This window comes from Fodinibius saliphilus (assembly GCF_005869845.1).
In the GTDB taxonomy this organism is placed as follows: Bacteria; Bacteroidota; Rhodothermia; order Balneolales; family Balneolaceae; genus Fodinibius; species Fodinibius saliphilus.
In genome coordinates this window covers 124761-148536 of the sequence record NZ_VAWF01000001.1, presented here as the reverse complement: position 1 = coordinate 148536, position 23776 = coordinate 124761, and the positions used below count along the sequence as shown (strand labels likewise).

Annotated in this window: 22 protein-coding genes, 1 tRNA gene and 1 pseudogene; 21 read left to right on the top strand and 3 right to left on the bottom strand. The window is 43.9% G+C overall.

Features of this window, described 5'->3' with window-relative positions; genetic code table 11:
• Positions 1-31: 31 nt before the first annotated feature.
• The 21 genes and pseudogenes from FCN14_RS00695 to FCN14_RS00600 all read left to right on the top strand — a co-directional run bounded on the left by FCN14_RS00695 (position 32) and on the right by FCN14_RS00600 (position 21705).
• Positions 32-496: a Dps family protein gene (locus tag FCN14_RS00695; protein WP_138429166.1), complete on the top strand. Its 465-nt coding sequence runs from the start codon at positions 32-34 to the stop codon at positions 494-496.
• Positions 497-542: 46 nt separating this feature from the next.
• Positions 543-992 (top strand): RrF2 family transcriptional regulator, encoded by a 450-nt coding sequence (locus FCN14_RS00690; RefSeq protein ID WP_138429165.1) that lies wholly within the window; start codon positions 543-545, stop codon positions 990-992.
• 28 nt (positions 993-1020) lie between these two features.
• The gene (gene nifJ, locus FCN14_RS00685; RefSeq protein ID WP_138429164.1) at positions 1021-4605 is read left to right on the top strand and encodes a pyruvate:ferredoxin (flavodoxin) oxidoreductase; all 3585 of its coding nucleotides are present in this window, start codon (positions 1021-1023) and stop codon (positions 4603-4605) included.
• Between the two features lie 54 nt (positions 4606-4659).
• Positions 4660-5664: a dihydroorotate dehydrogenase-like protein gene (locus tag FCN14_RS00680; RefSeq protein WP_138429163.1), complete on the top strand. Its 1005-nt coding sequence runs from the start codon at positions 4660-4662 to the stop codon at positions 5662-5664.
• A gap of 207 nt (positions 5665-5871) precedes the next feature.
• Positions 5872-5943: pseudogene (locus FCN14_RS16045) on the top strand (4Fe-4S binding protein); the annotation flags it as partial.
• 24 nt (positions 5944-5967) lie between these two features.
• Positions 5968-6225, top strand: coding sequence for a 4Fe-4S dicluster domain-containing protein (locus tag FCN14_RS00675; protein WP_350354173.1), 258 nt, complete (start codon positions 5968-5970; stop codon positions 6223-6225).
• Positions 6226-6273: 48 nt separating this feature from the next.
• The gene (locus tag FCN14_RS00670; protein ID WP_138429161.1) at positions 6274-8121 is read left to right on the top strand and encodes a 2-oxoacid:acceptor oxidoreductase subunit alpha; all 1848 of its coding nucleotides are present in this window, start codon (positions 6274-6276) and stop codon (positions 8119-8121) included.
• 2 nt (positions 8122-8123) lie between these two features.
• Positions 8124-9152 (top strand): 2-oxoacid:ferredoxin oxidoreductase subunit beta, encoded by a 1029-nt coding sequence (locus FCN14_RS00665; RefSeq protein WP_138429160.1) that lies wholly within the window; start codon positions 8124-8126, stop codon positions 9150-9152.
• Positions 9153-9202: 50 nt separating this feature from the next.
• Positions 9203-10495: a citrate synthase gene (locus FCN14_RS00660; RefSeq protein WP_138429159.1), complete on the top strand. Its 1293-nt coding sequence runs from the start codon at positions 9203-9205 to the stop codon at positions 10493-10495.
• A 201-nt stretch (positions 10496-10696) separates the two neighbouring features.
• Complete coding sequence (locus FCN14_RS00655; RefSeq protein ID WP_138429158.1) at positions 10697-11161, top strand: NADH-quinone oxidoreductase subunit A; 465 nt, start codon at positions 10697-10699, stop codon at positions 11159-11161.
• Positions 11162-11188: 27 nt separating this feature from the next.
• Positions 11189-11731 carry an NADH-quinone oxidoreductase subunit B gene (locus FCN14_RS00650; protein ID WP_138429157.1) on the top strand — a complete coding sequence of 181 codons (543 nt, stop codon included), beginning with the start codon at positions 11189-11191 and terminating at the stop codon, positions 11729-11731.
• A gap of 2 nt (positions 11732-11733) precedes the next feature.
• A complete protein-coding gene (locus tag FCN14_RS00645; RefSeq protein ID WP_246043070.1) occupies positions 11734-12219 on the top strand; it encodes an NADH-quinone oxidoreductase subunit C in 486 nt (161 codons plus the stop codon).
• Between the two features lie 17 nt (positions 12220-12236).
• On the top strand, positions 12237-13382 hold the full coding sequence (locus FCN14_RS00640; RefSeq protein ID WP_138429156.1) for an NADH-quinone oxidoreductase subunit D: 1146 nt from the start codon (positions 12237-12239) through the stop codon (positions 13380-13382).
• Between the two features lie 29 nt (positions 13383-13411).
• Complete coding sequence (gene nuoH / locus FCN14_RS00635) at positions 13412-14446, top strand: NADH-quinone oxidoreductase subunit NuoH (RefSeq protein WP_138429155.1); 1035 nt, start codon at positions 13412-13414, stop codon at positions 14444-14446.
• 19 nt (positions 14447-14465) lie between these two features.
• Complete coding sequence (locus FCN14_RS00630; protein WP_138429154.1) at positions 14466-15050, top strand: NuoI/complex I 23 kDa subunit family protein; 585 nt, start codon at positions 14466-14468, stop codon at positions 15048-15050.
• Between the two features lie 4 nt (positions 15051-15054).
• Positions 15055-15570, top strand: coding sequence for an NADH-quinone oxidoreductase subunit J family protein (locus FCN14_RS00625; protein WP_138429153.1), 516 nt, complete (start codon positions 15055-15057; stop codon positions 15568-15570).
• Between the two features lie 4 nt (positions 15571-15574).
• Positions 15575-15910, top strand: coding sequence for an NADH-quinone oxidoreductase subunit NuoK (gene nuoK, locus FCN14_RS00620; protein ID WP_212747538.1), 336 nt, complete (start codon positions 15575-15577; stop codon positions 15908-15910).
• Between the two features lie 38 nt (positions 15911-15948).
• Positions 15949-17985, top strand: a complete 2037-nt coding sequence (gene nuoL / locus FCN14_RS00615) for an NADH-quinone oxidoreductase subunit L (RefSeq protein ID WP_138429152.1) — start codon at positions 15949-15951, stop codon at positions 17983-17985.
• Positions 17986-18025: 40 nt separating this feature from the next.
• Positions 18026-19615 carry a complex I subunit 4 family protein gene (locus FCN14_RS00610; RefSeq protein WP_212747537.1) on the top strand — a complete coding sequence of 530 codons (1590 nt, stop codon included), beginning with the start codon at positions 18026-18028 and terminating at the stop codon, positions 19613-19615.
• Between the two features lie 87 nt (positions 19616-19702).
• Positions 19703-21202, top strand: coding sequence for an NADH-quinone oxidoreductase subunit N (locus tag FCN14_RS00605; protein WP_138429151.1), 1500 nt, complete (start codon positions 19703-19705; stop codon positions 21200-21202).
• Positions 21203-21252: 50 nt separating this feature from the next.
• Positions 21253-21705: a hypothetical protein gene (locus FCN14_RS00600; protein ID WP_138429150.1), complete on the top strand. Its 453-nt coding sequence runs from the start codon at positions 21253-21255 to the stop codon at positions 21703-21705.
• A gap of 521 nt (positions 21706-22226) precedes the next feature.
• On the opposite strand, the gene FCN14_RS00595 is transcribed toward FCN14_RS00600, so the two are convergent.
• The 3 genes from FCN14_RS00595 to FCN14_RS00585 form a co-directional block, all read right to left on the bottom strand.
• Positions 22227-22298 (bottom strand) — tRNA-Asn (locus FCN14_RS00595).
• 72 nt (positions 22299-22370) lie between these two features.
• Positions 22371-23120 carry a tRNA pseudouridine(38-40) synthase TruA gene (truA, locus tag FCN14_RS00590; protein WP_138429149.1) on the bottom strand — a complete coding sequence of 250 codons (750 nt, stop codon included), beginning with the start codon at positions 23118-23120 and terminating at the stop codon, positions 22371-22373.
• Positions 23120-23776 carry a hypothetical protein gene (locus FCN14_RS00585; RefSeq protein WP_138429148.1) on the bottom strand — a complete coding sequence of 219 codons (657 nt, stop codon included), beginning with the start codon at positions 23774-23776 and terminating at the stop codon, positions 23120-23122. The genes truA and FCN14_RS00585 overlap by 1 nt, the downstream gene beginning before the upstream one ends.

Here is a 23776-nt window from a genome sequence, read left to right as displayed (position 1 = left end):
CAGTAATTGCTCAACCATAATTTATTCTACTATGAACATTGGTATCGAAAATCAAAAAAGAGAAGCTGTAGCTGAAAATCTTCAACAGCTCCTTGCTGATGAAATGCTAATTTATGTTAAGACCCGTAACTATCACTGGAATATAGAGGCAATTAATTTTTCTGAGCTTCATAGCTTTTATGAGGAACAGTACATTGAGCTCGAGCAGATTATAGATGAGGTAGCCGAAAGGATAAGAATGCTAGGGCACATGAGCATTGGTACGATGAAAGACTTTCTAAGTTATACCCATTTGTCAGAACAGGAATACACAACCGACGCCCAAGAGCAACTGAACCAACTTATCAATGATCAAGAAGCCATCATACGTTTTCTGCGCAAATGCGGGCGAATTTTTGATGAAGAATATGATGATCTAGGAAGCAGTGATTTTGTAATAGCCCTGATGGAGCAACATGAAAAAATGCGCTGGATGTTAGCGTCCCATCAGGCCTGAGACCATCAAAATTTGCCCTAAATACAATATCAATAAATAGGGAACAATGTTTTCAGCGTCTTGCCACTACGGCCTGCAAGCCATGTTTTATATTGCTTTGCATTCAACAGAGAAAAATAATGTTGATCTCAGTGAAATTGCTGCGGAACAGAGCATTCCTAAACATTTTCTTAGTAAGATATTGCAGCTTTTGGTAAAACATAAACTACTGGTATCAAGAAAAGGACCTAATGGAGGCTATAACTTGAACAGACCGGCAGATGAAATATCACTGCTGCAAATAGTTGAAGCCATTGACGGTCTCGACATTTTTGACCAGTGCGGAATTGGATTTAGAAAATGCAATCCGGAAAAACCATGCCCCATCCATAACGACTATAAAAAAATTCGCGACCGCGTGTACAAACTCTTTGAAGAGAAAACCCTGGTTACGCTAAACGAAGAAATAAAAAATGGAGAAAGCATGGGAGAAATTGTAAAACCATCTGAAAAATAATTTGAACGTGATATAAGGAGGAGTAATCGTGCCAAATAAACAAGTAACCATTGATGCCAATGAAGCAGCGGCTTACGTTGCCCATAATCTAAGTGAAATTGTTGCCATCTATCCCATTACACCAGCCTCACCAATGGGCGAATGGGCGGACGAATGGAGCATGAAGGGAAAGGAAAACATCTGGGGAACCGTTCCTGATGTTGTAGAACTGCAAAGTGAAGGTGGAGCAGCGGGTGCCATGCACGGCGCACTGCAAACAGGTGCGATCACAGCCACCTTTACTGCTTCGCAGGGCCTTCTGTTGATGCTTCCCAATCTCTATAAAATAGCGGGAGAATTAACACCGGCCGTTGTTCACGTTGCCTCACGGGCGGTAGCCACCCATGCTCTCTCCATTTTCGGCGATCACAGTGATTCGATGACTGCAAGACTTGCCGGAATGGGTATGCTGAGTTCCAATAGCGTGCAAGAAGCCATGGACATGTCCATGATCGCTCACGCGGCAACGCTCGAATCACGCATTCCTTTTGTTCACTTTTTTGATGGATTTCGAACTTCCCACGAGGTACAGAAAGTGCAACAGATCCCAACGGATGTAATGGCACAGATGATTGATGAGCAATGGATTATCGATCATAGAAACCGCGCACTTACTCCGGATGCCCCCGTACTAAGAGGTACGGCCCAGAACCCCGACGTATTCTTTCAGGCTCGTGAAACCGTAAACCAATTTTATGATGCCTGCCCTGCCATTGTTCAAAAAACGATGGATACATTCGCAGAACTTACAGGACGCGAATATCAGCTCTTCCAATATTATGGTCCCAACGATGCCGAACGCATAATAATTTTGATGGGATCCGGTGCGGAAACAGCCCACGAAACCGTAGATAAATTGAATAGTGACGGCGAAAAAGTTGGAATCGTCAAAGTACGCCTGTTCCGTCCGTTTAGCATGAATTACCTAATTCAATCTTTACCCAAAACTGTTAAAGGTATTGCGGTAATGGATCGAACCAAAGAACCAGGAAGCCCTGGTGAACCGCTATATAATGATGTATTAGCCAGTCTGTATGAGAACAGAATCGAAAACTGGAAATCATTTGATACCGAACCCAGAGTAATAAATGGACGGTACGGACTCTCTTCCAAGGAATTTACACCTTCCATGGTCAAGCGTATTTTTGACGAATTGGAGGAAGACAAACCGAAAAATCACTTTACCATTGGTATTCATGATGATATAACCCAAACCAGCCTCGAATGGGAGAAAAACGGCCTCAAAACTGATGAAGAACGATTTGAGGGACTGTTCTATGGACTGGGATCCGATGGTACAGTAAGCGCCAACAAGAATTCCATCAAAATTATCGGTGACAATACTGATAATTTTGCACAGGGCTATTTTGTTTACGATTCCAAAAAATCAGGTGCTACAACAGTCTCTCACCTGAGATTTGGTCCGAATCCAATCCGTTCTGCCTATTTGATTGATAAAGCGGATTTTGTGGCTTGTCACCAGTCGCAATTCCTTGATAGATTGGATATGCTCGACAAAGCTCGCGATGGTGCCACCTTCCTGCTCAATGCTCCGCATGAACCAGATCAGGTTTGGAAAAACCTTCCTGAAAAGGTGCAGCAACAGATTATTGACAAGAACCTTGACTTCTATAGCATCGACGCCTACGAAGTGGCGCGAGAAAATGGTATGGGAACACGCATCAACACAGTGATGCAGACCTGCTTCTTCGCCATTTCTGAAATTCTTCCTCGAGAAGAAGCTATCCTCTTAATTAAAGATGGTATCAAAAAAGCATACGGAAGCAAAGGCGAAAAAGTGCTGCAAAGCAACTACGCGGCTGTGGATAATTCCATTGAAAACCTACATCACATCGAGGTACCCGAAAAAGCTACCTCCGATATTGAAATGCGACCTGCGGTTCCTAAAGAAGCGCCGGAATACGTACAGAAAGTAATTGGAGAAATTATTGCGGGTAACGGTGATGATCTGCCCTCAAGTGTATTCGAGCCGGATGGGACCTTCCCTACCGGAACTACAAAATGGGAAAAGCGAAATATTGCCCAGGAAATTCCCGTACTGGATCCGGACATCTGTATTCAATGTGGCAAATGTGCCCTGGTCTGTCCGCATGCCGTTATTAGAATGAAAGCTTTCGATAGTGATCTGCTCGCCGATGCTCCTGAAACATTTAAATCTATGGACGCGAAAGGCCGCGAGTGGCCCGATAATACTAAAGTTAGTATTCAGGTATCCCCCGAGGATTGTACGGGGTGTGAGCTTTGCGTGGAAGTCTGTCCTGTCAAAGATCGCAAGCAGGTTGGCCGCAAAGCGATCAACATGGAGCCCATTCAACCGCTGCTAGAACAGGAAAGCGAAAACTGGGACTTCTTTGTAGATCTCCCGGAATACGACCGATCGGAAATCAAACAGGAAACAGTAAAAGGAGCCCAATTCCTTGAGCCGCTGTTTGAATTCTCAGGTGCGTGTGCAGGCTGTGGTGAAACACCTTACATCAAACTGATTACACAACTTTACGGAGACCGCATGGTCATCGCAAATGCAACGGGGTGTTCCTCTATATATGGCGGAAACCTGCCGGCTACTCCCTACACAACGAATGCTCAGGGACTTGGCCCTGCATGGTCGAACTCCCTCTTTGAGGATAACGCTGAATTCGGTCTCGGCTTCCGACTCACAATAGACAAACAGGAAGCCCAGGCTCGCGAACTGCTGCAATCTCTAAACGGAGATATAGACCCCAAACTGAAGGAAGAACTCCTAAATGCGGATCAATCCACAGAACCGGGCATCTTTGAACAACGTAATAGAATTGCTCTTCTTAAAGATCAGCTCGAAGAATCAGACCAAAAAAATGCTAAGCTACTCCGCAGTATCGCCGATTATCTCGCTAAAAAGAGTGTTTGGATCTTCGGTGGTGATGGCTGGGCTTATGATATTGGTTATGGAGGACTTGATCATGTACTTGCTAGCGGACGGGATGTAAATATCCTGGTGATGGACACAGAAGTGTATTCCAACACTGGAGGTCAGTGTTCCAAAGCCACACCTCTTGGAGCTGTTGCGAAATTTGCCGCTTCTGGAAAGCGAACATCCAAAAAAGATCTCGGTTTGATGTCTGTATCTACCGGAGGAGCCTATGTTGCTAGAATTGCCCTGGGTGCCAATGACAGACAAACGATGAAAGCAATCATGGAAGCCGAAAGCTACCCAGGACCATCCCTAATTATCGCATATAGCCACTGTATAGCCCACGGTTATGACATGAAATATGGTCTTAATCAGCAGAAGTTAGCCGTTGACTCCGGTTACTGGCCACTTTTCCGTTTTGATCCACGGAAACTGGATGAAGGTGGAAATCCATTCCAGCTAGACTCTAAAGCACCTAAAATTCAATTGGAAGAGTACGCATACAATGAAATGCGATATCTGATGCTGGCTAAATCAAGACCTAAAATTGCTAAAGAACTAATGAAGCAAGCTCAAAAAGAAGTAAACGAGCAGTGGAATGTATACGAAAAGATGGTTTCAGTATATGAACAGAATGGCGAAGCGAAAAAAGAACATAAATAGTCTTATTTCGAGCTGAATTATTTAAACACTTGAACAGTAACATATTCTAAATCGATGAACCTAGAAACTGAATATCTTGGACTTAAATTAAAAAACCCCTTGGTGCCTTCCGCATCTCCCCTTTCAAATGACGTTGATGCGGTAAAAAAAATGGAAGACTCAGGTGCTGCCGCTGTAGTGATGTATTCCCTTTTCGAAGAACAAATAAATCAGGAAAATCAGGCGCTGGATCATGTTTTAACCAAGTCCAGCGAAGGCCACGCTGAGGCTCTCAGCTATTTTCCCGACCCCGGTGTTTACCATAATTTGCATGCTGAAGACTACCTGGAACACATACAGCAGTTAAAAGATGCAGTCAATATTCCAATAGTTGCAAGCCTGAACGGAGTATCAGAAGGCGGCTGGATGTCATACGCCCAAAAAATGGAGCAGGCCGGAGCTGATGCACTAGAACTTAATATTTACTATGTAGCAACTAATCCGTTACTCAATTCTGCAGAAGTTGAGCAAAAATATATAGACGATATTAAGACCGTAAAACAGAATATTGAAATCCCGGTAGCAGTAAAACTGTCTCCATACTTTAGCTCTTTTGCTAACATGGCTGTTCGCCTTGAAGAAGCGGGAGCTGACGGTCTAGTCTTGTTCAACCGATTCTATCAACCCGATATTGATTTAGAAACCTTGGAAGTACTTCCTAGCCTAGAACTAAGTAGTAGTTTTGAAAAAAGAATTCCCCTTCGATGGATTGCTATTCTTCGCTCCCATATCTCAGGTAGTTTGGCAGCTACAACAGGAATCCATACTGCAGAAGATGTCATTAAAATGTTGCTTGCTGGTGCGGACGTCACTATGATGGCTTCGATATTGCTAAAGGAAGGAATCGATACACTTGAAAATATACTGAAAGGATTAATTGAATTCATGGAGGAAAAAGAGTACGAATCAATATCTCAAATGAAAGGAGCAATGAGTTCTGCTTCAGTCGCCGAACCTGCAGCCTTTGAAAGAGCCAATTATATAAAAACCCTGCAGGGGTTTAATATTGATGACATTTAATAGAATTGTATCCTTTTAACAGGAATTCGTTGTTATTATTCAAAAACTATTAGCAATTGGACTCCAGTTTTTAGAAAGTGAAGTTGTAAGAGAATCTGAAATTTACTACATTATTTTAGAGTTTCTTGTCTAAATATCTACAATTAAATCGAAACCATCATTTATACTTAATTATTTAACGCCTACAACCTTAAAACGCACAAAACTATGGCACTTTCGATAACTGAAACCTGTATTAACTGCGCCGCCTGTGAACCGGAATGTCCTAATCAAGCCATTTATGAACCTGGAATGGAATGGTCTATGGCAGAAGGCACAGACCTCGAAGGAACAGTAACCCTCTTAAATGGTGAAGAAGTAGATGCTGACGAAATTATGGAGCCACTTTCCGACGATTTCTATTTCATCGTACCAGATAAATGCACTGAATGCACGGGTTTTCATGACGAAGAGCAATGTATAGCCTTTTGTCCAGTACCCGATTGTATTATTGTCCATCCAGACTTCGAAGAATCTGAAGATAAATTAATGGAGCGCCACGATTTTCTACATGAAGATTAAATGCTAATAGCATACAAACTGAGAATTGAATCATAAAAGCTTGAAACTATGCCTAATACCAAATCAAAAATGAAAATGAGAAAGGCAGTTGTTCGATTTTCGGGTGATTCCGGAGATGGCATGCAACTGACTGGTGAAATATTTTCACAATCATCTGGATCTGCAGGAAATGACCTTACAACGATTCCCGATTTTCCAGCTGAGATTAGGGCCCCTCAGGGCAGTATAGGCGGGGTTTCAAGTTTCCAAATTCAAATTGGCGGCACAGAGATTTATACTCCCGGCGACGAGGTAGACGTATTGGTTGCCTTAAACCCGGCTGCGCTTTCCGCCAATATAAAGTTCTTGAAACCCGGCGGCACCATTATTGCTGACAGAGATAACTTCAACAAGAAGTATCTCAAGAAAGCGGGTTACAATGAAAACCCCCTCGATGACGGTTCCCTGCATGATTATCAAGTAGTACCAGCGCCGGCATCTTCTCTAACGAAAGATGCTCTGAAAGACTTAGGACTCGATATGCAATCGGTATCCCGAAGCAAAAATATGTTTGCTCTCGGAATCGTATATCATCTGTTCAATCGCCCCATGGAACCAACCATCGATTTCTTTGAGAAGAAATTTAAAGGCAAGCCCAAGATAATACAGGCAAATATGCGTGCCCTCAAGGCGGGTTATTATTATGCTGAAACAACAGACGTTCTCCCCGCCTCTATTGTGATTCCTCCGGCTGATCTGCCGAAAGGAACCTATAGAAATATCGACGGTAACACAGCGATAGCCTGGGGGGCTTTGGCAGCGGCGAAGAAAAGTAACAAAAAACTATCGCTTTCCTCTTACCCTATTACACCGGCTTCCGAGATTCTTCACGAGATTGCCGCCCGAAAAGACCAGGGAGCAATCGTATTGCAAGCCGAAGATGAGATTGCCGCAATTAGTGCTGCTATTGGCGCTTCTTATGCCGGCAACCTTTCCATCACAAGTACTTCTGGCCCCGGTGTTTCGCTTAAAACCGAAGCCATGGGGCTCGCGGTAATCGCAGAACTTCCACTTGTAGTTATCAACGTGCAGCGATCCGGGCCTTCTACCGGTCTCCCTACCAAGACGGAACAGGGTGACCTCTCTCAGGCACTTTACGGACGCCACGGAGAAGCTCCAATGATAGTTATAGCAGCGAGCTCTCCCGATGATTGCTTCTTCTACGGATACCAGGCCTGCCGACTAGCTATGGAGCATATGACACCCGTTGTACTGCTGTCTGATTCTTATCTCGCCAGCGGTAAAAGCCCATGGCGTATTCCATCACTTGATGAACTACCAGATATTAATATATCTGAATTTAACGGTAATCTCGAGGATTGGGGGCCTTACCTTCGAGAACAGAAATTCTTGAATCGATACTGGAAAAAACCTGGAGAGCCCGGCTTCGAACACCGTATCGGTGGACTTGAAAAAGAAGATATCAGCGGACATTTGACCTATGATCCCGAAAACCATGAAAAGATGGTCCAAATGCGGCAGGATAAAGTTAATCGTGTTGCCAAAAAACTTCCGAATCAGGAAGTAACGGGAGCACAATCCGGCGATCTGCTTGTTGTAGGATGGGGAAGCTCATATGGGGCGATAAATGCTGCCATTATGGAACTTATAGAAGAAGGACATCATAATGTAGGATTTACCAACTTCAACTACATTTCTCCCCTTCCGAAAAATACGGCTGATATATTTGATCGCTTCGAACAAATTCTGGTGTGTGAACTCAATAAAGGTCAATTCGCAAATTATTTACGAACGCAACTACCACAGTTTGCGTACGACCAGTTCAATAAAAATCAGGCGCAACCATTCTTTACGTCCGAAATTAAATCCGAGATTCTTAAGATACTAGAGGCTTAATTATGAAAACCGAAACGAAGAAAAAGAACGGAAAGCCCTTGTCCATCAAGGATTTTAAAAGCGACAGGAACGTGAAGTGGTGTCCCGGCTGCGGAGATTACATGATCCTTTCCATGATGCAGAAGACCTTTACGCAGCTAGATCACCCCAAAGAAGATATAGTCTGTATTTCGGGGATCGGATGCTCTTCTCGCCTCCCCTATTATCTGGATACTTACGGAATTCATTCGCTTCACGGCCGCGCGCCTGCAGTTTCGACCGGCCTAAAGCTCGCCAATCCGGATCTGAGCGTCTGGGTTGTTACCGGTGATGGTGACAGTATGGCCATTGGTGGCAATCACTTTATACATGCTTGTCGCAGAAATCTTGATATCAATATTATCATATTCAATAACAAGATTTATGGCATGACCAAGGGCCAATCCTCGCCCACGACCCCTTTAGGGATGAAGACGAAAACAGCTCCTTATGGAAGTTATGAGCCTCCATTTAATATTGGAGAACTCGCAATCAGCGCAGGCGCTACCTTTTTCGCCCGCGTACCGGATAAGAGTCCCCAACTACTCGGCGATGTAATGATGGAAGCCTATAAACATAAGGGAACTTCTATAATCGAGGTTCTGCAAAACTGTGTAATATTTACGGATGGAATTCATGAAAAGCTTACTGACAAAGAAACTAAGGATGAAAACCAGCTGGAACTGAAAGCCGGTGAGCCTATGGTATTTGGTAAGGATGACGAATATGGCATCCAGATTGACGGCATGAAACTCAAAAAAGTGCGTCTTGATGACGATAATAACACTAATACGTTAATACACGATCCATCAGAAAAAGAAACGCAGCAACATGTGGCCCTGGCAAAATTACAATTGCCTGATTTCCCTGTAGCAATGGGAATCATCAGAAATACCGAATCAACCAGTTTCGATGAGCAATTGCACCATATTATTGACGATTCTCAGAAAAACAGTAAATACAAGAATCTTGAAGACCTCTTCCACAGCGGTAATACTTGGGAAGTAAAATAATAGGGTGCGGTGCGTTAATAAGAAATGTGAACTATAATTTATTTACGAATATGTCCGAAGAAAAAAAAGTTACGCTCGATTTTGATGGAGAAACCCATCAATTGCCACTTGTAGTTGGATCGGAAAATGAAAAAGCGATCGATATCTCCAGCCTAAGAGGAGATACCGGCTATATAACACTGGATACCGGCTTTAAAAATACCGGATCAACAAAAAGTGCCATAACATACCTTGATGGTGAAAACGGAATATTGCGCTATCGTGGCTACCCTATCGAACAGCTGGCCGAACAGTCTACCTTTCTGGAAGTAGCCTATCTTTTAATCTATGATGAGCTCCCTACTAAGGAAGAGCTGAATGATTTCATTTCTAAGATAACCCAGCATACGCTCATTCATGAGGACATGAAGAAATTTTATGAGGGATATCCCTCCAAAGCCCACCCAATGGGCGTACTTGCTTCCATGATAAGCGCACTCTCTACTTTCTATCCGGAATCCCAAAAGTCCGAATTAAATCCCAAGGAAGTTGAACTTACGATTATCCGACTTATTGCCAAGATATCAACAATTGCGGCCTGGTCGTATAAGAAATCGATGGGCTTCCCTATCATGTATCCGCAAAACAAACTTAGCTATACAGCTAACTTCCTGCATATGATGTTTGCGCAGCCTACGGAAAACTTTGAAGTAAATCCGGTAGTAGCCAATGCGCTGGATACGTTGCTAATACTACACGCCGATCATGAGCAAAACTGCTCTGCTTCTACTGTTCGGATGGCGGGTTCTTCTCATGCGAGTCTGTATGCTGCTATTTCTGCAGGTGTTTGCGCCCTTTGGGGACCCCTCCATGGAGGAGCCAACCAGCAGGTTATCGAAATGCTGAAGCAAATTCACGAAGCTGACGAAAGCGTTGAAAAGATGGTCGAAAAGGCCAAAGACAAAAGCAGTGATTTCCGCCTGATGGGATTTGGTCACCGCGTCTACAAGAATTTCGACCCCAGAGCCAAAATTATTAAAAAAGTATGTGATGAAGTGCTTGACGAGCTCGGAATTGATGATCCCCTGCTCGATATTGCTAAATCTCTTGAGGAGGTTGCCTTGTCCGACAGTTACTTTGTAGATCGTAAATTGTATCCCAATGTAGACTTCTACTCGGGAATACTTTACAGAGCCATGAACATCCCTACTGAGATGTTTACTGTGATGTTCGCTCTCGGAAGATTGCCGGGATGGATTGCTCAGTGGAAAGAGATGCGAGACAATAAGGATCCTATTTCTCGTCCACGACAAATTTATGTGGGTCCTAACGAACGGAATTATATTGATATTAAAAACCGGTAGAATCCAACCGGTGATCTTTAATCAGATGTTGATAACGTTAAATTAATGAGTTCAATAATTCAGAAAATTTAGGTAGGTCGCGGATTCTCCAAGACAATTTTTTCCATGATGGAGAGTCCGCCGATCCCAGAAAACTTTTACTTTATTTTAGATATTTAGGTATAAAAATATATAATTGGAATCTTAATAACCTTTTAAGATATGATCGCTGAATTTGGCAATGTATTCCTCTTTCTATTACTGGGGGTTCTATTTGTGGCTGTAAGCCTTACAGCAGCCAAGCTTTTGCGCCCCAATCGTCCAAATGCGGAAAAGCTTGCTACCTATGAATGTGGTGAAACACCCTTTGGATCTGCCCGCGTGCAGTTTAACAACCGGTTTTACATTATCGGGTTGATGTTTCTCATCTTCGAAGTAGAAATTCTTTTGCTATTCCCTTGGGTAATGGTATTCCAGGAAATCGGTTGGTTTGCATTTTTTGCCATGCTCGTTTTTGTGTTTCTCATCTTTATTGGATTTGCCTACGAACTAGGCAAGGGCCATTTACAGTGGGATATCCCCAAACCCCTAGTTCCACGATATGTAGAGGGAGTGGGTGTTGTGGAGGAAGAACCTGAGGAAGAATCACTGGTAGAGCCGGTAATGGAAACAGAATTGAAGCCTTAACGCTATTTGCAATAAACCGTATATCGTATGGGACTGCTAGACAAAAAATATCACGACAGCAATATCATTATCGTATCATTGGAAAGTGCCTTGAATTGGGCGAGAAAATCCTCGCTCTGGTATGAACAGTTTGGGCTTGCCTGTTGCGCCATTGAGATGATGGCTACGGCCGCCTCGGATTACGATTTCGACCGCTTCGGGGTCATCCCTCGCTCCTCTCCCAGGCAAGCTGACGTAATGATCGTTGCCGGTACCGTAACTATGAAAATGGCTTCCCGAATCGAACGCCTGTATGAGCAGATGTCGGAGCCAAGATATGTAATTAGTATGGGTTCTTGCTCAAACAGCGGTGGGCCTTACTGGGAGCATGGGTATCATGTACTCAAAGGGGTTGATAAGGTAATACCCGTTGATGTGTATGTGCCGGGCTGTCCTCCCAGACCGGAAGCTTTGCTCGAAGGATTCTTGAAGCTTCAAGACCGAATCACAAACGAAAGCATTATCGAACCGAAAGTTTCGGAAGAGTCCGAAAAGAAAACCACTGGAAAAGAACCGGTAGGGGCCGAATAAAAATGATGATGACGACTGAAGAAATTACAAAATATCTAAATCAGCGATTCGAAGGCAAAATAGAATTTATCGAAGCCGAGGTGGGCGAATCATGGATAACGGTCTCCCCTTCAATTCTCCGGGAACTCGCAAAGACCCTTAGAGATGATGAGAAGCTCCGCTTCAATAATCTAATGTGCCTAAGTGGAGTCCACTACCAGAAAGAAAATGAACTGGGAGTAACCTATCACTTAGATTCTACCATTCACAGGCATAAGCTGGTAATGAAAGTCCGTGTGCCCGAAGAAAAACCTGTGGTTCCATCCGTAGAATCTCTCTGGAAAACAGCCAACTGGCATGAACGCGAGGCCTACGATTTGATAGGTGTAACATTTCGGGGACATCCCGATCTACGACGCATTCTTACGCCTCAAGACTGGGAAGGCCATCCGTTGCGAAAAGATTATGAGCAGCAGGAAACATATCACAATGTAACAACAGGAATTTAATTGAAACCGAAGTCATCATGGCAAGAATAACGTCACCCCAACCGGCCGAATTGCAAAAAAAGACGATGACCATCAACATGGGACCTCAGCATCCGTCCACACACGGAGTGCTACGAATCGAAGTAACAGTTGATGGAGAGGTAGTAAAGAAGGCTAAACCTGATATCGGTTATCTGCATCGCTGTTTTGAAAAATATGCAGAATCTCTGGGGGATTTTGCCAAAGTGGTGCCTTATACCGACCGAATCGATTACGTTTCCGCCCTGCATCAGGAAATGGGCTACGTAATAGCGGTGGAAAAACTGCTGGAAATTGAAGTCCCAGAACGCGTGGAATATATGCGTGTAATTCTTGCAGAGCTTCAGCGAATTGCGAGTCACTTGCTGGGTATCGGAACATTCGGGCTTGATCTCGGCGCCTTTACTCCTTTCCTATACTGCTTTATCGAACGGGAAAAGATACTACGAATCCTGGAGAAAGTGAGTGGAGCCAGACTGCTTTATAATTACATATGCGTTGGCGGTTTGATGCGCGACATTCCCGAAGATTTCAAAAGTGATACCTGGGAATTCATAAACGGATTTCGCCCGAAGATCAAGGAATTGAACGACCTTCTTACCACTAACAGTATCTTCATCGAACGAACGGCCAATATTGGAGTACTGCCCGCCGAAGTTGCTCTGAATTATAGCGCTTCAGGCCCAATGCTTCGAGGATCGGGTGTTTCCTGGGATATTCGCAAAAACGACTCCTATTCCATTTACGATCGCTTTGATTTTGACATTCCGGTTGGTAAAGGGGAAGTGGGAACTGTTGGGGATTGCTGGGACCGATATATCGTCCGGGTCCGCGAAATGGAAGAAAGCCTCAAAATTATAGAACAGGCACTGGACCAGATGCCTGACGAAGGTGACGTTCAAGAGGCCGTACCACGAAGAATTCGCTCAAAAGAGGGCGAAATCTATGTACGTACTGAAACGCCCCGTGGCGAACTGGGCTATTATATCATCAGTGAAAAGTCCGGCCCCTATCGCATTAAGGCACGAACACCAAGTTTCGTGAACCTTAGTATTCTGCCCGCCATATCTAAAGGAGCTCTTGTAGCCGACTTGGTAGCAATTGTGGGTAGTATTGACATTGTACTGGGAGGAGTTGACCGATAATCTGAAATTGAAATGGTTGAAAATCACTTATGTTGAGTTTACTTGAACAAATCATCCCTTCATCCACGGTGGCACTGATCATATTCGCCACCCTACCTCTTGCATTAATTGCAGTCTATGCTCTGTTCGCCATTTGGCTTGAGCGTAAAGTTTCCGCCCATATCCAGGATCGACTCGGCCCCATGCGAGTCGGTGGCTGGCACGGGTGGGCACAAACTATTGCTGACATGCTCAAATTGATACAGAAAGAAGATATTATTCCGACCAATGCCAGTCGGTTTTTGTTTAAAATGGCGCCTTTCGTGCTTTTTGCAGCCTCATATGCCGCTTTTTCGGTTATCCCCTTTAGCAGCGCATACATAGGCAGCTCAATTAATATCGGTGTTTTCTATCTACTGGCTGTAACCTCATTACTTACGCTAAGCGTTTTAATGGGATCATGGGCATCCAACAACAAATGGTCTCTGCTTGGCGGGATGCGTACCGCAGCTCAGATGGTGAGCTATGAAGTACCTACAATTATGTCTGTTCTTTCTGTTCTTGTAGTCGCTGGGTCCCTGAATTTGATGACAGTAACTGAAATGCAGGCCGGAAATGATGTTATGGGCTTTCTACCCAACTGGCTAATCTTTCAGAACCCGTTCCTCTTAGTCGCATTTGTGATCTTCTTTATTTCGATTGTAGCCGAATCGCACCGGGTGCCTTTTGACCTCCCGGAATCCGAATCGGAACTGGTGGCCGGATTCCAGACGGAATATTCTGGCATGCGCTGGGGAATCTTTATGCTCGCAGAATATGCAGACATGCTTCTACTCTCTCTACTTGGAGCGGTACTATTTTTCGGTGGATGGGCAAGCCCGTTTGGCGAATTCCTTTCCGGCCCCATCTGGGGATTCATCTGGATAATGCTCAAGGGTATGTTGTTTGTTTTTGTGATGATGTGGATGCGGTGGACATTACCACGTTACCGCGTTGATCAACTTATGGAGATTTGCTGGAGCTTTTTGATCCCGATCTCTTTCGTAAACTTTGTGCTAATTGCACTGTGGGAAATGATCTTTTAAAACCTAGAGAAGCGAACCTATGGTACATGTTCTAAAAAAAAGCTGGACGACCTTCAAAACTATTTTTACGGGGATGGGAGTGACCATGCGTCACCTTTTTAAACCGGCCGTAACCTTGCGATATCCGGAAGAGCGGGATGAGCTTCCTGCTGGAGCAAGAAGCAAGCTATATGTAAATATTGGCGACTGCATTGGCTGTAAACTATGTGAAAGAGCCTGCCCGGTTAACTGTATCGAAATAGAAACAGTTCAGGCCACAAAAGATGTAGATCTGGGAAAAACCTCTACCGGTAATCCCAAGAGATTCTTTCTTACCGATTTTGTTATTGACATGTCTAAATGCATGTACTGCGACATGTGTGTGCCTCCCTGCCCTACGGAATGTATCAAAATGGTACCGGAATATGAATATTCCGACTATGATCGAAACAATCTCCTATTTCAATTTAGCGAAATGAGTGAGAACGAAGTAACTGAAGTGAAGGAAAAAGCTGCCAAAGAGAAAGAAGAAAAACGTAAAAAAAAGAAAGAAGCAGCCAAGAAGAAAAAAGCGAAAAAGTCTGCCAAAGCTTCAAAATCCAAACAGAATAAATCAGAAGATTAAACAGATGGACCTAACTGCTATAGTTTTTTATCTATTTGCGATTGTAACCGTGGGAGCCGCGGGTATTATGGTATTCTCCAAGAATATCGTGCATTCTGCCTTCGCACTAATGTTTTCTCTGGCCGGTGTCGCTGTACTTTATGTATTGCTTTATGCAGATTTTATCGCCGCCACGCAGCTTCTCGTATATGTAGGCGGCATCCTCATTCTCATTCTTTTCGGGATGATGCTCACCGAACAGGGCTTTACCCAGGAATTCAAAGCCGTCACGGTAAATATATTGCCTGCATCCCTACTTGCAGCGGTTGCGGCGGTATTACTTGTCTACTCTTATGTCACAACATCTTGGCAGATGATTACACCGGAAGAACGTAGTGAAACGGTATACGATCTCGGCATACTGCTCATGAGCGACTACATTCTGCCATTTATTATTGCAGGTGTGCTGCTCCTCATCGCCATTATAGGGGCCATTCTTATGTCTACCCGATTAACAGCAATTAAAAACCAAGAACAGTAGAAATATGGAACTGATGATAATGCAATGGCTTGCGGAACCGGGGCTGGTTCACTTTTTAGTGGTAAGTGCCTTGCTACTTTCCCTTGGAATTATGGCAGTGCTTACCAGAAGAAATGTAATTATGGTACTGATGGGCGTGGAACTGATTCTTAACTCAGCTAATATCAACCTAATCGCATTTAGCCGCTACACCTCGCTATCTCTCGAGGGACAGATGATCGGTCTTTTTGTGATCATTATTGCTGCCGCAGAAGCTGCCGTTGCGTTGGCAATCGTATTAAATATGTATAACAGGTTTAATACAGTTAACCTCGATGAAATTGATTCTCTAAAAGGGTAAATCGAAAGAAAAGAAACTAATTTAACCGGATATAACGCATGTTTACTCAACTACCTCTTGTAATACTGGTTCTGCCCCTGCTGGGTTTCATTCTGCTCATATTTTTCGGCAAACGCTTGCCTAGAAAAGGAGACTGGCTCGCTTCCGGCTTTCTGATAACGGCTTTTGTACTTTCTCTTACTCTTTTGATATCAAAACTTACCGCCCATCAGGAAGAATCGTTTATTCAAACATATGAATGGCTGGTAATCGGCTCCCAATCCATAAATTTCGGGATAGCCATCGATAATCTGGCGGCCGTAATGCTGGTTGTGGTAACGCTTGTCAGTTCGCTCGTGCACCTTTTCTCCATCGGCTATATGAAAGGTGATCCCCGGTATTCTCGCTATTATGGTTATCTGGGGCTGTTCTCCTTCTCGATGCTTGGCATCGTTCTTACCAGCAATCTACTGTTCATGTATATCTTCTGGGAGCTCGTAGGTATTAGCTCCTATCTGCTTATTGGTTTCTGGTACGAAAAGAAATCGGCTTCCAAAGCTGCAAACAAAGCGTTTATCGTAAACCGTGTGGGTGATTTCGGGATGTTTCTCGGAATTATGATTCTATTTGTAAACTTTGCCACATTCTCTTTCCAAGAAATTTTCGGCTTGATTGAAGCAGGACAACTCCCCTATGGTAGCACGGGATGGCTGACCGCTTCCGGACTGCTCATTTTCTGTGGCGCCATCGGTAAATCTGCACAGTTTCCCTTGCAGGTCTGGCTGCCCGATGCCATGGAAGGTCCTACACCGGTTAGTGCCCTGATCCACGCGGCAACAATGGTTGCGGCCGGTGTCTATCTTGTTGCCCGCATCTTTCCCATGCTTACGGCAGATGCCCTGCTCGTAATTGCCTACATCGGTGCAATAACAGCATTTATAGCAGCATCTATCGCACTTACGCAGTACGACATCAAACGTGTTCTTGCGTTCTCCACCATCAGTCAGCTGGGATATATGATTCTGGCCCTTGGCGTCGGCGCTTATACAGCCGGATTCATGCATCTGGTTACGCACGCCGCCTTTAAAGCTGGCCTCTTTCTTGGAGCGGGCAGCGTGATTTTTGCCATGCACAAGGTTCTGCACGACCAGAATGATCATCATACCGATGCACAGGATGTGCGAAATATGGGTGGACTCAAATCAAGGATGCCCATCACCTATTATACATTCCTGATATTCACTCTCGCAATATCGGGCATCCCACTTACTTCAGGATTTTTAAGCAAAGATGAGATTCTTGCAGGTACACTCGCATACAGCACGTTGAACGGTCACTGGCTGCTGCCCATACTAGGATTTGTTGTAGCCGGAATGACGGCCTTCTATATGTTCCGTCTGTTGATTCTCACCTTCCACGGCAAGCCATCGGATGAGAAGCGCATATCCAAGATCAAGGAATCTTCCCTAGTAATGACAATTCCGCTTGTTGTGCTTGCTACTGTTTCAACGTTTGTATTCTACAGTTTTAATCCATTCGGAGCAGCAGACGGCTGGTTTTACCAAACTATCGAACGCCCTCTGAGCATGGTTCCTGAAATGCTGCAACCTGCTGCAGCTGTAGTATTCAATGATGCAGTACATCATATACATGGAACCGCGATGGTACTCTCCATTCTCTTTGCATTGGGAGGTATAGCGCTTGCTTTTGGTATGTATTACTGGAAAAAAATCAAACCGGAAAGCCTGGTCGAAAAAGCGAAGGCGGCATATAAATTTTCTTTCAACGGCTGGTATTTCGATGAATTGTATGACCGCGTTTTTGTAAGCGGACTGTTTCTGCTAACCCGAATATCAAAATGGTTTGACGAGAATATCATTGACGCTATAGTGAACGGTTCGGCCTGGGTTACCCGAGGCATATCAAACATGAGCGGACTGTTTGACGATAACATCGTAGACGGACTTGTAAACGCTACCGCCGCATCGGCAGATCGCGCCGGAAGCATGCTAAGTAAAATACAGACCGGTAAGATTCAAACATACCTGGTCTACGTGATATTCAGTTTCCTTGTACTCTTTATCCTTTTTATCTAAACGAAATTTCAACAATCAATAAAAATCGAACGCTGAACTTATGGAATTTCAATTTTTGGGCCTAGGTATACTTACCTGGATTGTTTTTTTACCAATCGCAGGTATGATAATAGTACTCCTTATTCCTGATAAAAATCACAATGCCATTCGTTGGACCGCGGCAGCTGTTACCGGAATCCAGGTGCTGCTGGCCGGAATTATCTATTCGGTATTCGACCAGGCAAAAACTGGCATCAACAACATGGAAAGTTTCCAGTTTGTAGAAAAGTACGACTGGATTACGGTTGATGCCGTGCCCTGGGTGGGAAAAATTAATATTGATTACTTCTTCGGTCTCGACGGGTTGAGCGTTCTGATGGTGATTCTCACCGCACTGATCGCATTCGTAGGAGTTATCTCATCCTGGAATATCAAAAAAATGGTCAAGGGATATTTTGCCCTCTACCTCCTTTTGATAACAGGAATTATGGGCGTATTTGTAGCCCTTGATTTCTTTTTATTCTTCATCTTCTGGGAAGTAATGCTGTTGCCGATGTACTTTCTGATCGGAATCTGGGGCGGCAAGCGCCGGGAATATGCGGCTATCAAGTTCTTCCTCTACACTTTCGTAGGTGGTATTCTGATGCTGCTAACCATGCTCGCCCTCTATTTCAGCGTTGCCGTTCCCGATCCCGCTACCGGGGAGATGGTGCATACATTTAACATTCTGGAGATGATGAACCCCGATAACTTTGTAGATGGCGCTCTGCTGGGCGGCGTTGATACCACCTGGCGCTATGTTGCCTGGATGGCCCTTTTTATCAATTTCGCGATCAAGATTCCGATTTTCCCATTCCACACCTGGCTGCCGGATGCACACGTTCAGGCTCCCACGCCCATAAGTGTAATTTTGGCCGGTGTTCTGCTGAAACTCGGTGCATACGGATTGCTGAGAATCAACTTCCCGATCCTGCCCGATGCTACCCTTTATTTCGGATATTTTATGGCGGTTCTCGGGATGATAAGTATTATTTACGGAGCCCTTTGCGCCATGGCACAGGAAGACTTCAAGAAACTGATCGCCTACTCCTCTATCAGTCATATGGGTATCGTGATTCTCGGTATTGCCGCTCTCAATACCCAAGGTATGGTAGGTGGTGTTCTGCAGATGTTTAACCACGGTATCATCACCGCAGTACTCTTCCTCTCAGTTGGCGTGCTCTACGACCGAACGCATACCCGTGGCCTATACGATTTTGGAGGCATGGCAAATCAGATGCCAAAATATACGGGAATAGCAATGGTGGGTATGTTTGCCGCCCTGGGACTGCCCGGACTCAACGGATTTGTAAGTGAGCTGTTCTCGTTTCTGGGTGCTTTTGAAAGCTATCGCTGGCTAACCATAATATCTGTAACCGGTATTATTATTACAGCGGGATACATTCTTTGGACCGTTCAGAGAATATTTCTTGGTGAGACACCGCAACGCTGGGAGGAACTCAAGGATCTGACGTTGAGAGAATATATCAGCTTTGTACCGCTCATTATTCTCATTGTTCTTCTGGGAATCTATCCATCCTTAGCAATTGATCTCATCAACAGCTCACTGAGTGGACTTGTAGAATTTGTAACGGGTGGTGGAGGTCTATAGAATGGAAACCAATGTTAAAACACATATTACTCTTATTATGACCATTCCAGAATACAAACATATAAGATTTAGAATTATTAGCTGATTATGGTTGAACAGACATTACATAGTATTGGCCAGTTTTACCCCGAGATAATTGTCGTGCTTACGCTGTGCGCAATTATTATAGGTGACCTCTTCACTAAAGAGAAAAACCATTCCGCCGGGGGGATTATGCTTGGCGGTCTGATACTCGCCGGAATAGCCACCATTTTTCAAATTGGTACCAATGAAGCGATTTTCTATGAAATACTGGCAGTTGATCCTTTCGCGGTATTTTTTAAAATCCTCATTATTCTAGCCGCGATTTTCGTTGTGCTTTTCTCTATGAGAAGCACAGAACTGGAAAATTATGAATCACGCATAGGCGAATTCTATATGCTGCTTTCCGGTATGGTGCTAGGAATGCTGCTTATGGTAAGCGCCACGAATCTGTTATTAATGTATCTTGCATTTGAGATCACCAGTATCAGCTCATATGTGCTGGTAGGCTTTACCAAGAGATCACAGCGATCATCCGAATCATCGGTGAAATACATCATATTCGGTGCGGTATCATCAGGAATCATGCTCTACGGACTCTCGCTCCTGATTGGTGTAACAGGAGCAACTGATATCTTTGCCGTTAATGAGGCGTTAAATGCAGGTATTCCACAGCCTGTTATTTTCAACCTCTCCATTGCCATGATTCTGGTAGGGCTCGGCTTCAAGGTTGCCGTTGTCCCCTTCCATTTCTGGGCTCCCGACGTTTATGAAGGGGCAACTTTCTCAATTGCCGCCATACTTGCTGTTGCATCAAAAATTGCAGCTCTCGGATTGCTACTTAGACTTTTTACCGTATCGTTCATAGATATCGGTACATTTAGTGAAAACGGTGTCTGGCAAACAATATTCACGAACGACATTCCGTGGGATGTAGTAATCGGAACTATGGCCGCACTTGCCATGATTGTGGGGAATTTCACCGCCCTGATGCAGGACAATATTAAGCGGATGCTCGCCTATTCCAGTATTGCTCACGCAGGTTATATTCTGATGGGCGTAGTTATATTTTCCGAACAGGGAATCTCATCCATCCTGGTCTATGTGTTTATCTACCTGTTTATGAACCTCGGAGCCTTTTATATCGCAATGCTTTTCTCTAACTCCTTCGATACGGAGTCCATCGAAATGTACAAAGGACTCGGGCACCGCGCGCCAATGGAAGGCGTTGCCATGACCATCTTCCTGGTATCCCTGACAGGACTACCCCCTACCGGCGGATTTGTTGCAAAGCTGTACATTTTCGGAGCGGCTGTTAGCGCAGGTTGGATATGGCTGGTAGCTATTGCGGGTATTACTACCGTAATTTCCCTTTATTATTACATACGCGTTGTGCGTAATATGTTTTTATACAATCCAGAAGAAGGCGCGAGCAAACCAAAATTTGATATCCGATCCAAAGTGATTCTCGGGGCCTTGTTAATTCCTACGCTATTACTGGGCGTTTACTTCACCCCACTCGTTGAATTCGCCAAACAGTCAATCAAAATATTCGGCCTAAACTAATTATGGAAAGACCATAGAAGTATCCAACAATCACCAAACAACCTAGTGCTATGAGTGAAAAAAGAGAAAGAGTAGAAAAACTGTATAAGAAGGCAGACAGCTTATTATCGCAAGCTAACGAAGAGCTCTACAAACCAAAAGAAGATGTAGTAACCTATTCCGCATGTATATCAGCCAGAAGTTCTCTTTACCATTTTTTAGGAACATTTTATGTTCATAAATCTAATTCAGAGGTTGATAAATCTCTTGAACAGGGAAAAATGACAATAGATGAGCTCATCGAATTTGCCGAAGAACATATTAGCGATATCGGTGATATAGACTTTTCTCCCATGCGGTGCACCTGTAAAGATGTGAAGGAGATCGTAAACAATGAAGAGATCTATTTTTGCAACAGTGTTGACATAGTAAAAGAATGCACTGACTTAGCGATAAAAGTAAAGGATATACTAATTGATGAAGCGTTTGAAGGTAAGGCCCCCAAATCAGAGCCAGCAGCCTAACAAATTGCTAATCCGTTTCATTGAGTCGCAAATTGATATTAAGATTTACCAGGGCACATTATAAATTTTGATGCTCATAGCATTTCTGCATAAAAGCACTTCCATCACTTATTTACATATATAATATCAGAGTTGGCACACGCCCGGCTGCTGATCCTTTAGGCTAATTTCTGGTAGATTAAGAAATGATATTATTAAGTAAGAACTGTTTATATGAGGAATTATAAATCGATGATTTAATATTCACTACATACCTGCCTGAAATTCCTTTCGGATATATTTATTGATTCTTCCGTTTGACCACCTAATAATTTACTCGCTGAATGGAAGAATGGAGACAACAAGAAGCGTGAACACATTGTAAAAACGTTAATTCATTCTGTTAACGCCAATGTAGACGAGAATGGCACCGGTATGATCAAAATACAGTATATAGCCGATAAACAGCTGGAAAAAGACTGGCATAAAATAAGAAAGTGCGAACCTGGAAAAGACCAAGTTCGCACTTTAGCTTCGATCGGCTCCCCGGGTAGGATTCGAACCTACGACCCATCGGTTAACAGCCGATTGCTCTGCCGCTGAGCTACCGAGGAATGTAACTCTTTCAAACAAGTTATAAACCCGTTTCGAGAGAGCACAAATATAATATAATTAACCAATTCGTGTCAAGAACTTTTTGAACTTTTTTTATATTCTACTTTTTCCAGTATCAGACCTTTTGCAGCAGCTCCATGGCCATTCTTCATTTTACTGGGATTATCGATCATATCGAAAAAATCATCAACTGTTCGTTTGCCCTTTCCCACCTGAATCATCGTACCTACCAGGCGTCTAACCAAATGCCGCACAAAACGATTTGCTTCTATTCGATAAGTCAATATACCCTCTACCGAATTAAATTCAGACTGCATTACTTCACAGGTAGAATCCGGGTTTTCATTATCCGGTTTTGTAAAGCTGTCAAAGTTATGAATACCCAATATTTTCTGTGCACATCCCTTCATTGCTGCAATATCCAGATCATCTAAGACCATTTCAGAGATATCTTTAAGAAGTGGTTTCGGGCGGCGAGCAATTTGGTAACGATATTGCCGACTAGAGGCATCAAAACGGGCATGGAATTGAGGATCGACCTCTTCCATATCCCAAACCCCAATATCGTGCGGCAGAACCCCCAGTAATGCATATAGCAAACGATTGTTATCAAGGGTTTCAGGAAAGTCAAAATGCGCCACCTGTCCCTCTGCATGTACACCACTGTCGGTACGGCCCTGCCCAATAATATCCACCGGTTGGCGCAAAATCCGCTGCAACGCCGACTCAATACACCCCTCTACCGTATCCCCATTGGGCTGCTTTTGCCAGCCGTTATAGCGACTGCCTTTAAACTCTATTAAAATCTTATATCTTGGCATCAGAAACGGATATTCAAATTGGCAACGATGCCTTGGTTCATTCGATAGGGAGCAACTGAAATATCAGTTGCCAAAGAAGTGTTTTCTTCACGCTTTTTTGCACGATTATACGCGCTAATACCACTGATTAATCTGTTGAGAACCATCATTCCCAACAGGGCCGGCAGCTGTTGATCAATCTGTTCGAAATCTGTTCTCAAATCTCTGTATTCGGCTCTCTTCTTCTTGCTATCCCATTGCCACCGGTTTTCGGGCTTATCCTCCAGCAACTTATCCCAATTTCTACTTCGCTCCTGGTAATTATTGTAAGCAGAAAGATTATTGAAGTCACCTACCGCCAGCTGAAATTCTCTGCTTCGACCCTTTATCGTCACACCAGCCTGCGAACGACCATAGGTATACCAATGCTGTTGAATATTATTAGAATGTATCGAAAGACCGACATATCCCAACACCAATACTATCTCGGCCCCCAAGTGATACTTACCGCGTTCCCAGCTGGATTTGTCGACATAGTGATGTCCCCAACCAGGTACAGCTACCGATTTCAAGAAAGCTATTTTAGGGCTAGGAGTATTCCTATCCTGCGAATGACCCATCTGGGCCATTCCCAAAAACAGAAATAGAAGTACCAGTAAAAAAAATTTATGAGGCAT